General features: G+C 57.7%; 9 protein-coding genes. 7 read left to right on the top strand and 2 right to left on the bottom strand.

Annotated features, from left to right (window positions below):
* The first annotated feature begins 68 nt into the window (after positions 1 to 68).
* Positions 69 to 1244, top strand: coding sequence for a nicotinate phosphoribosyltransferase (gene pncB, locus N879_RS08945; RefSeq protein ID WP_009456617.1), 1176 nt, complete (start codon positions 69 to 71; stop codon positions 1242 to 1244).
* 180 nt (positions 1245 to 1424) lie between these two features.
* Here the strand turns inward: pncB and N879_RS08940 are convergent, their stop codons facing one another.
* A complete protein-coding gene (locus tag N879_RS08940) occupies positions 1425 to 1943 on the bottom strand; it encodes a flavodoxin family protein (protein WP_021446876.1) in 519 nt (172 codons plus the stop codon).
* Positions 1944 to 2026: 83 nt separating this feature from the next.
* Here N879_RS08940 and N879_RS08935 point away from each other — a divergent pair, with 83 nt between their 5' ends.
* The 4 genes from N879_RS08935 to accD all read left to right on the top strand — a co-directional run bounded on the left by N879_RS08935 (position 2027) and on the right by accD (position 7442).
* A complete protein-coding gene (locus N879_RS08935; protein WP_031232614.1) occupies positions 2027 to 4321 on the top strand; it encodes a RelA/SpoT family protein in 2295 nt (764 codons plus the stop codon).
* Positions 4322 to 4396: 75 nt separating this feature from the next.
* Positions 4397 to 5596 carry a tryptophan synthase subunit beta gene (gene trpB, locus N879_RS08930; protein WP_009456612.1) on the top strand — a complete coding sequence of 400 codons (1200 nt, stop codon included), beginning with the start codon at positions 4397 to 4399 and terminating at the stop codon, positions 5594 to 5596.
* Positions 5597 to 5612: 16 nt separating this feature from the next.
* Complete coding sequence (trpA, locus tag N879_RS08925; RefSeq protein WP_009456611.1) at positions 5613 to 6446, top strand: tryptophan synthase subunit alpha; 834 nt, start codon at positions 5613 to 5615, stop codon at positions 6444 to 6446.
* A gap of 117 nt (positions 6447 to 6563) precedes the next feature.
* A complete protein-coding gene (accD, locus tag N879_RS08920; protein WP_031232611.1) occupies positions 6564 to 7442 on the top strand; it encodes an acetyl-CoA carboxylase, carboxyltransferase subunit beta in 879 nt (292 codons plus the stop codon).
* Positions 7443 to 7935: 493 nt separating this feature from the next.
* On the opposite strand, the gene N879_RS08915 is transcribed toward accD, so the two are convergent.
* Positions 7936 to 11277 (bottom strand): Rne/Rng family ribonuclease, encoded by a 3342-nt coding sequence (locus N879_RS08915; protein ID WP_009456609.1) that lies wholly within the window; start codon positions 11275 to 11277, stop codon positions 7936 to 7938.
* 488 nt (positions 11278 to 11765) lie between these two features.
* On the opposite strand from N879_RS08915, the gene N879_RS08910 reads away from it, so the two are divergent.
* Together N879_RS08910 and N879_RS08905 are read left to right on the top strand one after the other, a co-directional pair.
* Complete coding sequence (locus N879_RS08910; RefSeq protein WP_264180248.1) at positions 11766 to 12728, top strand: RluA family pseudouridine synthase; 963 nt, start codon at positions 11766 to 11768, stop codon at positions 12726 to 12728.
* 2 nt (positions 12729 to 12730) lie between these two features.
* Positions 12731 to 13384 (top strand): HAD family hydrolase, encoded by a 654-nt coding sequence (locus N879_RS08905; protein WP_009456607.1) that lies wholly within the window; start codon positions 12731 to 12733, stop codon positions 13382 to 13384.
* Positions 13385 to 13402: the final 18 nt, after the last annotated feature.

Raw genomic sequence — 13402 nt, 5'->3', positions numbered from 1 at the left:
ACTAGATAGCTGTACGCAAGAACTGGCGCCCGTGCTATGGTTGCGCAATCAAAATCGGTAGGTTTGTGATGATCATTACCTCTTTACTTGATACGGACCTGTACAAGTTTTCCATGATGCAGGTTGTTTTGCATCATTTCCCGGCTGCGCACGTGGAGTATCGCTATAAGTGCCGTACTCCCAATATTAATTTGAGCCAGTACCTGGACGAGATTCGGGCGGAAATTCACGCACTGTGCCAGTTGCGTTTTTCAGACGCCGAGCTGGATTATTTGCGTAGCCTGCGCTTTATCAAAAGCGACTTCGTCGATTTTCTGGGCTTGTTCCACCTGCCCGAGCGCTGCATTCAGGTGCAGGCCGGTGATGTGCCCGGCGAGATCGAAATTTCGGTTCAGGGACCCTGGCTGCACACGATCCTGTTCGAGATCCCGGTGCTGGCCATTGTGAACGAGGTTTACTTTCGCAACGAATGTCCGCAGCCGCCATGGGCAGAAGGGCGCGAGCGTCTGCAGTCCAAGATGCGGCTGGTGGTGGATGATCCGGCCCTGAGCGACTTTCGTGTGGCTGACTACGGTACGCGCCGCCGCTTTTCCAAGCAGTGGCACGAAGAAGTGGTCACTACCATGATCGAGCAGATGAAGCCGCACTTTGCGGGCACCAGCAACGTCTGGCTGGCCATGAAGCATGGGGTGACGCCGCTGGGTACGATGGGGCACGAATACTTGCAGGCTTGTCAGGCTCTGGGCCCCCGTTTGCGTGACTCGCAGATTTTTGCTCTGGAAGTGTGGGCCAAAGAGTATCGCGGTGACTTGGGTATTGCCTTGTCGGATGTCTACGGCATGGATGCCTTCCTGCGCGACTTTGACATGTACTTCTGCAAGCTGTTTGACGGTGCTCGCCATGACTCGGGTGACCCATTCATTTGGGGCGAGCGCCTGCTGGCGCACTATCAGGCCAACCGTACCGATCCACGTACCAAGACCTTGGTGTTTTCTGACGGTTTGACCATACCCAAAGCCATTGAGCTGGCCCTGCGTTTTGCAGGTCGCTGCAAGGTGTCTTTCGGGATAGGCACCAACCTGACCAATGACCTGGGCCATGAGCCCTTGCAGATTGTCATGAAGATGGTGCGTTGCAATGGCCAGCCCGTGGCGAAAGTCTCGGATGCGCCTGAAAAGACCATGTGTGATGATCCGGCGTATCTGGCTTACTTGCGGCAGGTTTTTCAGCTGCCTCCGGCTTAGAGCTTGGGCTTCCCTTCTTGAGGTCCTTGCTGCTTGAGGCAAATGCTGCTTGGGTAGGGGAGCTAAGGGCATCGTGGTCAGTGATGCTCGTGATTTCAGGCGGGTGGCATCGTTTTAAAGCGATAAAGCTATAGCACTAAAAGTTTGAATCAAAGCCTTTTGCACACGCAAAGGGCTTTTTCATAGACACAGCAGTGCTGCCAGATGCCCACCGGCTTCCCGAGCCTGGGCAATTTGCTCTTCGCTCAAGGTCTTGGGAGCCAGAATGGCTTCTGGCGTCTGGGCGTGAAAATTGAAGATACGGATGGGGGCGGCCAGCTCCAGCCGCCAGCCCGTACAAATCCGTTCCAGTTGCCGTTGTGCACCTTGCCCATCGCTACCCGCACTGATCAGGGCGGAATAAGGACGCCCGTTGAGTTGATCCAGCACCTCGTAGTAGTTCCGGTCCAGACACTCTTTCATGGCACCGCTCAGACTGCCCAGATTCTCGGGCGCGCAGAACAAATAGGCGTGGGAATCGCGCAAATCCTGTGCTTGCACCTGATCACAATGCAAGCGTTTGATACAGACCTGCTCTGTCTCGCCCAGTTCTTTGAGGACCTGCAGCGCGCCTTCCTCGGCCTGTTCGGCCAGTTGACGGGCGGCGCCGGTACGGGAGTGCCAAATCAACAGAAGCTGGCGGCATGTGTTCAGACTCATAAGCTCTTACTCGCGGTGATAGACTAGCGTCTACAGTATAGAGAGCCACTTCAGCGCTGAGTGGCCACATCGACGTAATCCACATGAATCACACCGCTTCTCCCCCTATGGCCGAGTCGGCCTTCAATCCTCAATGGTTCGCGCAAGCCAGCCACGGACTGGATGAAGCAGGGCGTACGCTATTGCAGGCGGCTGCCGACTGGGCGGGGCCTATTTTGCTGGATCTGGCCGGAAGTACCGGCGAACCCTTGGACAGCCATTGCGCTCAGGTCGCGCTTATTTTGGCTGGCTTGGGTGTGGACGCTCAAACCCGTGCCAGCGCCTTGCTGGCCGTCACTCCTGCTCCTGGGCCGGAGGTCAAGCAGGACCCGGTTCAGAAAGCCTTTGGTGCCGAAGTCATGACGTTGGTACGTGGCTCGCGAGCCTTGTACCGTCTGGGTTCGCTGACAGGCCAGGCCAAGGAGCAGACAGGCGGGGGCGATCAAAAGGAAATGAAGCGCAAGATGCTGCTGGCGATGGCCGCTGACTTGCGCATTGTGATGATGCGCCTGGCTTCGCGCCTGCAGTCCTTGCGCTGGTATCGGCAGTCCAAGACCGTCTGCCCGGTCGAGTTTGCGCGTGAAACGCTGGAGCTTTATACGCCCTTGGCGAATCGTTTGGGGATTTGGCAGATCAAGTGGGAAATGGAAGATCTGGCCTTTCGCTTTCTGAATCCCGAGGTCTACAAGAATATTGCCAGTAAGCTGGAAGACAAGCGCGTAGAGCGCGAAACCCTGATCAGTCAGGTGCGCGACCAACTGCTGGCAGCCTTGAAACGCGAGCATATCGTGGCTGAGGTTTCAGGCCGGCCCAAGCATATCTTCAGTATCTGGAACAAGATGCGCAACAAGCATCTGGATTTCGATCAGCTGTTTGATCTGCGCGCCTTGCGTGTCATTGTTGATGACGAGCGCAGCTGCTATCACACCCTGGCGGTGGTGCATTCGCTGTGGACGCCGGTGCCCGAGGAGTTTGACGATTACATCTCCCGGCCCAAGCCCAATGGCTACCGTTCCCTGCATACCGTTATTGCGGATGCACAGGGGCGCTGCTATGAAATCCAGATCCGCACACGCGACATGCACCAGTTCGCGGAATACGGGATGGCTGCCCATTGGCGCTACAAGGAAGCTGGAGCCCAGGGCGGACAGCAGGTGGCCGATGGTGAGGACGATAGAAAGATAGCCTGGATGCGTCAATTGCTGGCCTGGGACAGGGAGGCGTCCACCTCGAACGCTACCGAGCCTGCCCCGCAAGCAGACAGCAGCAAAGATTCGGCTTCCGAAAAGGTAGTGGAGCCCGTTGCCAGCAAGAAACCGGCTGTTGCCAGGCCTTTGAAGGCTCAGGAAGACGAACATATTTATGTGCTGACGCCGCAGGCTCGGGTTATCGAGCTGCCTGTGGGGGCGACGCCGGTGGACTTTGCCTACTACCTGCATACCGATCTGGGCCACCGTTGCCGGGGTGCGCGGGTTGATGGACAGATGGTGCCTTTGTCCACGCGCTTGTCGACTGGCCAGACGGTAGAGATTGTGGCGGCCAAATCCGGCGGTCCATCGCGTGACTGGCTGAACGTGCAGTTGGGCTTTCTGGCCAGCCCACGCTCGCGCTCCAAGGTGCGCGCCTGGTTCAACGCGATTGAGTTGCAGCAGCGCATCTCTCAAGGCCAGAGCATGGTCGAAAAAGAGTTGCAACGACTGGGTCGTACGGCCGTGAATCTGGAGCAGATGGCGCAACAGCTGGGCTTTGCCAAGGCAGATGACCTGTATGTTGCCGTGGCCAAGGATGAATTCAGCCTGCGTCAGGTGGATGCCTTGTTCCGTGAGGATGTGCAGGAGGAAGAGCCCGTACAGCGTGTGTTTGATGCGGCCCGGGAAAGTGTTTCCAAGACCGGGAAAAGCGGCGTGCTGGTGGTGGGTGTAGATTCGCTAATGACGCAGCTGGCCCGTTGCTGCCGTCCCGCACCCCCTGATCTGATTGCCGGTTTTGTGACTCGTGGTCGGGGCGTGTCCATACACCGTGCTGACTGCAAGTCCTACCAGGAACTGGCTGATCGACAACCTGAAAGGGCTATTAGCGTCGATTGGGGCGATACGGGGGATACTCAGTATCCCGTGGATCTGGCCATTGAGGCTCAGGAGCATCCCAGCCTCTTGCGTGATCTCTCGGAAGTGTTTGCCCGCCTGCGTTTGAACGTAACGGGTATCAACACCTTGAGTCGCCGCTCGTTGACGCGCATGATATTTACTATTGAAGTGCGTGATGGCGAGCAAATTCAAAAGGCTTTAGCGGCCTTGAACGAGTTATCGGGCGTCAGCGCCCGCCGCTACTCGTCCTGAACTGCTAAAATCGGTAAACCTAAACCTCGCGGGCGTTGTGCCCGCGATTGTTCTTGTCAATCAAGAGAGCGAGCTTTGAAAACCTATACCTTGCCCGACCCGGATGGACATTTTGGTCAGTTTGGTGGTTCGTTTGTCGCTGAAACGCTGGTCCACGCCCTGGACGAGTTGAAAGCAGCCTACGAACAGTATCGGAACGATCCTGAGTTTCTGCGCGAGTTTCACTACGAACTCAAGCATTTTGTCGGTCGTCCCAGCCCCGTGTACCATGCCCGTCGATGGTCGGAGCAACTAGGTGGAGCTCAGATCTGGTTCAAGCGCGAAGATCTCAATCACACTGGCGCACACAAGATCAACAACTGTATCGGTCAGATTCTGCTGGCTCGCCGCATGGGCAAGCCCCGTATTATTGCTGAAACCGGTGCAGGCCAGCACGGCGTGGCAACGGCTACGGTCGCCGCCCGCTATGGTCTGGAGTGTGTGGTCTACATGGGTAGCGAGGACGTGCGCCGTCAGGCTTCCAATGTGTACCGCATGAAGTTGCTGGGTGCGACGGTCGTTCCTGTGGAATCCGGTTCGCGCACCCTGAAAGACGCGCTGAACGAAGCCATGCGCGACTGGGTCACCAATATCAGCAATACCTTCTACATCATTGGTACGGTGGCTGGACCTCATCCTTACCCGATGATGGTGCGCGACTTCCAATGCGTGATCGGTGACGAGTGCGTGGAGCAAATGCCTCAGGACGCCGGTCGTCAGCCGGACTACGTTTTGGCGTCGGTGGGCGGTGGTTCCAATGCCATGGGCATTTTCTACCCCTACATCGAGCACAAGGATGTGGAGCTGATCGGAGTGGAAGCGGCTGGCCGCGGTCTGGATACGCTGGAGCACTCGGCTTCCCTGAACAAGGGCATGGTGGGTGTGCTGCACGGTAACCGTACCTATGTGCTGCAGGACGATGACGGTAACGTCATGCCTACGCACTCGGTGTCCGCTGGCCTGGATTACCCCGGTGTGGGTCCCGAGCACGCCTGGCTGAAAGATTGTGGCCGTGCGCAATACGCCACCTGCACCGATGAAGACGCCCTGAAAGCGTTTCACGATTGCTGCCGCATCGAGGGCATCATGCCCGCGCTGGAGTCCTCGCACGCGCTGGCGCATGCGGCTCGCATTGCCCCGACTTTGCCCAAGGATAAAATCATCCTGGTCAGTTTGTCCGGTCGCGGTGATAAGGACATGCACACGGTCGCCGAGTACGGCGGCTTGACTCTGTAAGCAATCGGGAACGGATATGTCGAGTAATGTGCGTCTGAAAAAGACGTTTGAAGGTTTGAACGGGCGCTGTGCCCTGGTGCCTTATATTACGGCCGGAGACCCTTCGGTGCCCGCTACCGTGGCCTTGATGCATGCCTTGCGTCAGGCCGGGGCAGATGTCATTGAATTGGGTGTACCGTTTTCTGATCCCACTGCCGATGGCCCGGTGATTCAGCAAGCGGCTGAACGTGCCATCAGCCGTGGTGTGGGCTTGCGTAAAGTGCTGGAGATTGTGCAGCAGTTTCGCTTGATCGACGAGGAAACGCCGGTTGTTCTGATGGGTTACGCCAATCCTATTGAGCGTATCGGTCAGGCTGAATTTGCTGTCATGGCAGGCAAGGCGGGTGTGGACGGTGTGCTGACGGTGGACTACCCACCTGAGGAGTCCGAGGATTTCACCCGTTTGCTGACCGAGCAGGGCGTGGATACCATTTTCCTGCTCTCGCCCACGTCCACGGACGAGCGTATTGCCAAGGTAGCCGCTTTGGCGCAGGGCTATGTGTATTATGTGTCCCTGAAAGGTGTGACCGGTTCGGCCCAGATTGATGTGGCTGATGTGGAACACCACTTGCAGCGTATTCGTCAGCACGTCAAAATTCCGGTCGGAGTGGGTTTCGGGATTCGGGACGCGCAAAGCGCCAAAGCCATTTCCCGTAGCGCGGACGCAGTTGTCATTGGCTCCAAGCTGATCCAGACCATGGAACAGGCTGTGCAGGAGAACGCTGGCAAAGAGCAAAAGGATATGGATGCGGCTGCGGTTGCAGCAGCCAGCCAATGGCTCGCACAGATACGTCAGGCACTGGATAATTAGCCTAAATACCTATTCCGCGTATAGAATCATCTGCCTGTTCTTTAGGAACAGGCGCTTTTTTTCAGAATAAAGAGCTTGGTGGGCCGGGTGCCGGCCAGGCGAAAACAGGATCTAACAATGAGCTGGATCGAGAAAATACTCCCGCCGCGAATTAACCGTAACCCCGAAAGCAGCCGTCGCGTTCCCGAAGGGCTGTGGGTGAAATGTCCGTCGTGTGAGTCTGTGCTCTACAAGGAAGATCTCCAGGCCACCTTGAATGTCTGCCCCAAATGCAGCCATCACATGCGCATTGGTGCTCGTGCCCGGATCAAGTCCTTGCTGGGCCCCGAAGGCCAGACCGAGATTGGTTCCAACACCCGTCCTATGGACCCCTTGAAGTTCCGCGATTCGCGCAAGTACACCGAGCGCGTTTCCGAGGCGGCCAAGCAGACGGGCGAAACTGAAGCCATGGTGGTCATGAGCGGCACGATTCTGTCTGTGCCTGCCGTGGTGGCCTGCTTCGAGTTTGAATATATGGCCGGTTCCATGGGTTCCGTGGTAGGCGAGCGTTTCACACGTGGCGTGCAGGCAGCTATTGCCAACCGCAGTCCTTTTATTTGCGTGGCCGCTTCGGGTGGCGCGCGTATGCAGGAGAGCTTGTTCTCTCTGATGCAGATGGCCAAGACGACGGCTATTTTGGCTGAATTGTCCGAGGCGGGTTTGCCGTTCATCAGCATTTTGACTGACCCCACCATGGGTGGTGTGTCGGCCAGTTTCGCTTTTATGGGCGATGTGGTGATTGCCGAGCCTAATGCCTTGATCGGTTTTGCCGGTCCTCGCGTGATTGAGCAGACTGTGCGCGAGAAACTGCCCGAAGGCTTCCAGCGTGCCGAGTTCTTGCTGGAGAAGGGCGCTATCGATATGGTGGTTGATCGTCGCGAGCTGCAGCGTGAGCTGGCCGAGTTGCTGGCTTTGCTGACTCGTCAGCCGGCTGAGGCTGTGTCGCGGCATTCTTGATTGCCAAGGAATTGCTAAAGAAGAACGCCACCTGGGTTTAGGTGGCGTTTTTTTTGGGCTGCCGTGTTTTTGTTTTTTTGCAAAGCGGTTTTTGGTATTGAGGCGTTGGCTTGTGAGTTGAAGCTTCAGGGCGAGATTGGCTTGGTTTTCTTGGTGTGGGGAGTACGACCCTGGGGCGGGGCCCTGGCCCGTGCTGCGCACGGGTACCCTTGGCTATTGAACAATCCAGGCGCCCAGTGAACTCGCCAGGTGCTTGGTCCCCCGGACCAAGTACAAGCGTCTGGCTCGAACAGCACTGGGCTTGCACCCTGGATTGTTCAATGGCCCGCGGCCAAGTCCCTGACTCGCCCCAGGGCCGTACTCCCCACACCAAGAAAAAAGGAATATCGCAGAGGGCTCAAGAAGAGGGAGACGGAGCCTAGATGGCTGCTCTTTATGGATACGAGAGGAAAAAAAACGCCGCCCCAAAGGGCGGCGTTTTTAGTCTTGCTGTTTACTGCGTTTCAACCTGTTGCAGCGGCTCGCTGTTCTCGGTTTCTGCAGCACGTTGCTTGCGTGGGCGACCCAGGCGCACTGGTGCGGGCTGGTAGTCGTCCTGTGTTGCCGAGCGAACGGTTTCCACTAGTTCGATGCCCGCTGCGTTCAGTACGGCTTCCAGAGGGGCGGCTGTGGGCTTCTGTGCTTGTTCGGCAGCAGGGGCTTTTGCAGCTGCAGTCGTTTGAGTCTCAACGCGAGTCTCTACGGCTGTGGTTTCCACTGGAGTGGCTTCAACGGCCGGGGCTTCAACTGCAGGTTGTGCTTCTGCGGGAGTAGCAGTTGTCTCCACGGCTTCAGCTTGAGCTTCGGTGGCTTCTGCTTTGGCTGGTTCGGCAGCAACTTCTGCTTGCGCAGGAGCAACAGCTTCTTCAGCGGCAGGAGCTTCTGGAGCTACCTCGGCCTGAGCGGCTGGAGCAGCAACTTCTTCCTGGGCAGTAGCGGTTTCTACGGCTGCAGTTTCCACTGGAGCGGCTTCAACGGCTGGGGTTTCTGCTGCGGCTTGCGTTTCTGTGGGCGCTGTGGCTGTTTCCACGGCTTCAGCTTGAGCTTCGGTCACTTCTGCTTTGGCAGGTTCGGCGGCAGCTTCTGCTTGCACAGGAGCAACGGTTTCTTCTGCGGCTGGAGCTTCTGGAGCAACTTCGGCCTGAACGGCTGGAGTGGCTATTTCTTCCTGGGCTGGAGCGGTTTCAACAGCGTTTACCGGGGTCGTAGCGACTTCTTCAGCTTGTTGTGCGGCTTGAGCAGCGGCAGGAGCTTCTTCAGAGGCCTCTACGGCGACAGGAGCGGCTTCTTGGGCTGCAGGTGCCTCTACGGCTGCTTGTGGCTGTTCAGGCTCGGCTGCTGCGGTTTGGGCGGCAGCTTGTTCCTGGGCATCCAGGGCAGCGGGGTTGAAGCTAGGTGTTTCGTGAGCAACGTAGGCGCTGGTATTGCCTTCTTCGTTGTTCTCTTCGTTCTCGGCTACGGCGTTGGCGTCGGTGTTGCGACGACCACGACGGCTACGACGACGGCGACGTTTGCGCTCTGGGTCCAGAGCGCCGTTTTCGCTGTTCTCGTCGGTTTCGGCATCCGAGTTGTCGCTGGTATCAGCGCTGTCGGCCTCGGCCAGCTGTTCAGCGCGGTTTTGCGCTTCTTGCTTGGTGGCGGCCACGGCAGCAACTGCGGCCACGCTGGCCACTGCGGCAGCAGCCTGTTCGGGCTGGGCTTCTGTGCTGGCGACGTCTTTGTTCAGCTCGACGTTTTCTGCGCTGCCTTCTTCACGGCGTTGACGGCCACGGCCACGGCGGTTGCGTGGGTTGCGGCTGTTGCTGCTGCCTTCGTCGGCAGTGGCGGGCGTCGTGTTGGCGCTTTGTGGAGTTTCCAGAGCAGATTCGTTACCTGCTGAGGCGTTGCGGCGGCGACCACGGGTATTACCGCCGGTGCTTTCCGTGCTGGCTTTTTCTTCCTGAGCCGCTTCCGGGCGGTTGGACTGGCGACGGCCACGACCACCTTGGCCACGGCCACTATTGGATTGGCCGGGACGACCTTGGCGGCGGCCAGAGGAGGATTTGCTGCCTTCGGATTTGGTGGTCTCGGCCACGGGTTCGGCAGGTGCGCCGGACAACCAGTTCAGCAGGCGCTTGAGCAGGCCGGGCTTGTTGTCGCTAGCAGCGGCGCTGGCGGCTGCGGCGGCAGCAGGCTTGCTCATGGGAGCTGGCTGGGCCGGTGTGGTGCTCTTGACCAGGGCTTCTGGACGAGGCTTGATTTCGTGGCTGCGATGCGGCACCAAGCTGTCTTGCTGCTCAGGCTGCTGGACCAGCTCGTAGCTGCTGCGCAGTTCGTCCAGACGGGGGTCGTCGTGGCGCAGGCGCTCGATGATGTGGTGTGGGGTTTCCAGATTCTTGTTCGGAATCAGGATCAGGGCAATGTTCAGGCGCGATTCGATCTTGGTGATGTCAGCGCGTTTTTCGTTCAGCAGGAAGGTAGCCACATCCACCGGCACCTGAGCGTGCAGGGCGGCCGTGCCTTCTTTCATGGCTTCTTCTTGCAGCAGACGCAGTACGTGCAGGGCGCTGGATTCGGCATCACGAATGACGCCAGTGCCGGTGCATCGTGGGCAAGTGATGTGGGAGCCTTCGTTCAGGGCAGGGCGCAGGCGCTGACGGGACAGTTCCATCAGACCAAAGCGCGAGATCTTGCCCATCTGGACGCGAGCACGGTCCAGGTGCAGGGCATCACGCAGGCGTTGTTCGACAGCACGCTGGTTCTTGCTGTCTTCCATATCGATAAAGTCGATAACAATCAGGCCACCCAAGTCACGCAAACGCAACTGGCGGGCCACTTCGTCAGCGGCTTCCTGGTTGGTGCGCAGGGCGGTTTCTTCAATGTCGGCACCACGCGTGGAGCGAGCCGAGTTCACGTCAATGGCAACCAGGGCCTCGGTGTGGTCGATAACGACAGCACCGCCCGAAGGCAATTGCACGGTACGCGAGTAGGCGGTTTCGATCTGGTGTTCGATCTGAAAGCGCGAGAACAGCGGGATGTCATCGCGGTACATCTTTACGCGATGCAGATTGTCGGGCATGACCACGCTCATGAAAGCGGCGGCCTGCTCGTGAATTTCGTCCGTGTCGATCAGGATTTCGCCAATATCGGGCGAGAAGTAATCACGGATTGCCCGGATAACCAGGCTGGATTCCAGATAAATCAGGATGGGGGCTGCATTGTCGCGGGCTGCGCCGTCAATGGCGGTCCACAACTGCATCAGGTAGTTCAGGTCCCACTGCAGCTCTTCGACGCTGCGGCCGATACCTGCGGTGCGGGCGATGATGCTCATGCCCTGCGGGATGTCCAGCTGGTCCATGGCTTCGCGCAGTTCCTGGCGGTCTTCGCCTTCAACGCGGCGCGATACGCCACCCCCACGGGGGTTGTTGGGCATCAGAACCAGATAGCGGCCTGCCAGGGAAATGAAGGTAGTCAGGGCAGCGCCCTTGTTGCCACGCTCTTCTTTTTCAACCTGGATGATCAGTTCCTGGCCTTCAACCAGGGCGTCCTGGATGCGGGCGCTGCGTACATCAACCCCTTCCTTGAAGTAGCTGCGAGCTACTTCCTTGAATGGCAGAAAGCCGTGACGCTCTTCACCGTAGCTGACGAAGCAGGCTTCCAGGCCGGGTTCGATGCGGGTGATGACCCCTTTGTAGATATTGCCTTTGCGCTGTTCGCGCCCGGCTGTTTCGATGTCGAGGTCAATCAGTTTTTGACCGTCGACAATGGCGACGCGTAGTTCTTCTTGATGCGTCGCATTGAACAACATGCGTTTCATGAGTGTGGATCTCCGTTGTCATGGAGCACCGAAATATCGGCGCACGACCGCGGGTCACAGGTGTGTAGCGCTATAGCTGCATCAGTTTGGTGCAGGCAGGCAAAATCGGCCTACCGGCTTATAGTCTGGGAGGCACGAGTCGCGCCAAAGCGCGAAGTTCAATCAGCAGGGGGGTCAGAGTCACGGTGTGTGTTTGACGAATATAAAATTGCTGGGGGAACGGCAGCCGCATAAATCATGCGGCTGGTGCAAAAGAGCGGGACAATCTGTGCAGGAATTCAGCGCCGCACGCGGGAGGAAAACATCTCTTGGAAAGCGGGCCTTCTTGCCACACGACTTTCGCTATTTCGGACTCACCCCGGCGACCTTATGACCCGGAAGCTGGAACTCAAGGATACAATTATCAGTCCTTGGTCATCCAACGGAGACGCACCCTTTGCATCTCTACGCTGGACCCAGTCTCAGCTTCCATAGGCTGAAGCGATTATATGCCCCTTTTTGTTATGTGCAAACCTCATGAATCACAAAGATCAGCCCCTCAAGTGCGAATATTACGCATTGATGAAACGCGGGCAGGTCAGCGTATAGATAATTTTTTGTTACGTGAATGTAAAGGGGTGCCAAAAAGCCACATTTACAAAGCGATCCGTGGCGGTCAGGTGCGCGTGAATAAAGGCCGTATCAGCAGTGACTATCGTTTGCAGGACGGCGATATGGTGCGGATTCCGCCGCTGCGCCTGCCCGAGCCCGAGCAGCCGCGTCATGTTCCCGCTGCCGTTTTCCCGGTGGTGTTCGAGGACGAGCACCTGATGGTCATCGACAAGCCAGCCGGTGTTGCCGTGCATGGTGGCAGTGGTGTGTCTTTTGGTGTCATTGAGCAGTTGCGTGCTGCCCGTCCTCAGGAGCCCTTTCTGGAGCTGGCCCACCGTCTGGACCGGGATACCTCCGGCTTGCTGATTATCGCCAAGCGTCGTGCTGCTCTGGTTGGTTTGCACGATATGTTCCGCGAAATCCGTGCTCGCAAGTTTTATTGGGCGCTGGTGCAGGGCGATTGGGTGAACGATCGCCAGCATATCCGTTTCCCCTTGCTGCGCTGGCTGACCGAAAGTGGGGAGCGGCGCGTCAAGGTTGACCCCACGGGCAAGCCTGCGCATACCATCATCACCATGCAGCGCCGTTTTGGTCGCTTTACTTTGGTACAGGCGGAGCTGAAAACCGGCCGCACTCACCAGATCCGGGTTCATTTGGCCCATTCGGGCTTTCCGATTGTGGGCGACGACAAGTATGGCGACGACGCCATTCGCGATCAATTCGCCCGCCAGGGCTTCAAGCGCATGTTCCTGCATTCGGGACGCCTGGAGTTCAATCATCCTGTCACCGGACAGCCTCTGGTTCTGGAGGCCGCCTTGCCGGCTGCCTGTCAGGCCGTTCTTGAGCGTTTGGAGAAGTAGTTATGACGCGTTACGCCGCCGTTCTGTTTGATTGGGACGGCACAGTTATGGATTCGACGTACTCAATTGCCAGTTCTATTCAGTTGGCCAGTGCGGATCTGCAATTGCCTGTGCCCTCGATTCAGCAAGCCAGCTGGGTTATTGGTTTGTCGCTGGAAAGCGCCTTGTATCGCGCTGTGCCGGATTTGACTGCCGAGCAGATGCCGCTGTTTCTGGAGCGCTATCGACATCACTTTATGCAGCGCGACCCGCATATCAAGCTGTTTGACGGAATATTGCCTTTCATGGGTGAACTTCGGGGCCGCCAGATTGCCTTAGGAGTGGCAACGGGTAAAAGTCGTCAAGGTTTGGATAGAGTGCTGCAGCAGGTCAATCTCAGCACTTTTTTTGATGCTACCCGTTGTGCAGATGAAACCCGCAGCAAGCCGGACCCGGAAATGCTGCATCAATTGCTGGCCGAATTGATGTTGGAGCCCGAGCAGGTCTTGATGGTGGGCGATACCGTGCACGATATTCATATGGCGGCCAATGCAGGCATGGATAGCGTGGCTGTCACTTACGGCGCGCACGATCCTCAAACCCTGGCCAAGGCTGAGCCCACGGTCATGGTTGATAATGTGGCGCAAATGCGCGATTGGGTATTGGCACGGATTTAATAGGCGGCAAGCCGGTTT

It is taken from the genome of Alcaligenes sp. EGD-AK7 (genome assembly GCF_000465875.3).
In the GTDB taxonomy this organism is placed as follows: domain Bacteria; phylum Pseudomonadota; class Gammaproteobacteria; order Burkholderiales; family Burkholderiaceae_B; genus Alcaligenes; species Alcaligenes phenolicus.
The sequence above is the reverse complement of the archived record's forward strand: the minus strand, read 5'-3'. Positions and strand labels throughout refer to the sequence as shown.

Excerpts from the sequence above, each read along its gene's own strand:
- pncB (WP_009456617.1), top strand. The coding sequence starts at position 69 with ATGATCATTACCTCTTTACTTGATACGGACCTGTACAAGTTTTCCATG.
- N879_RS08940 (WP_021446876.1), bottom strand. The coding sequence starts at position 1,943 with ATGAGTCTGAACACATGCCGCCAGCTTCTGTTGATTTGGCACTCCCGT.
- N879_RS08935 (WP_031232614.1), top strand. The coding sequence starts at position 2,027 with ATGAATCACACCGCTTCTCCCCCTATGGCCGAGTCGGCCTTCAATCCT.
- trpA (WP_009456611.1), top strand. The coding sequence starts at position 5,613 with ATGTCGAGTAATGTGCGTCTGAAAAAGACGTTTGAAGGTTTGAACGGG.
- accD (WP_031232611.1), top strand. The coding sequence starts at position 6,564 with ATGAGCTGGATCGAGAAAATACTCCCGCCGCGAATTAACCGTAACCCC.
- N879_RS08915 (WP_009456609.1), bottom strand. The coding sequence starts at position 11,277 with ATGAAACGCATGTTGTTCAATGCGACGCATCAAGAAGAACTACGCGTC.
- N879_RS08910 (WP_264180248.1), top strand. The coding sequence starts at position 11,766 with ATGCCCCTTTTTGTTATGTGCAAACCTCATGAATCACAAAGATCAGCC.
- N879_RS08905 (WP_009456607.1), top strand. The coding sequence starts at position 12,731 with ATGACGCGTTACGCCGCCGTTCTGTTTGATTGGGACGGCACAGTTATG.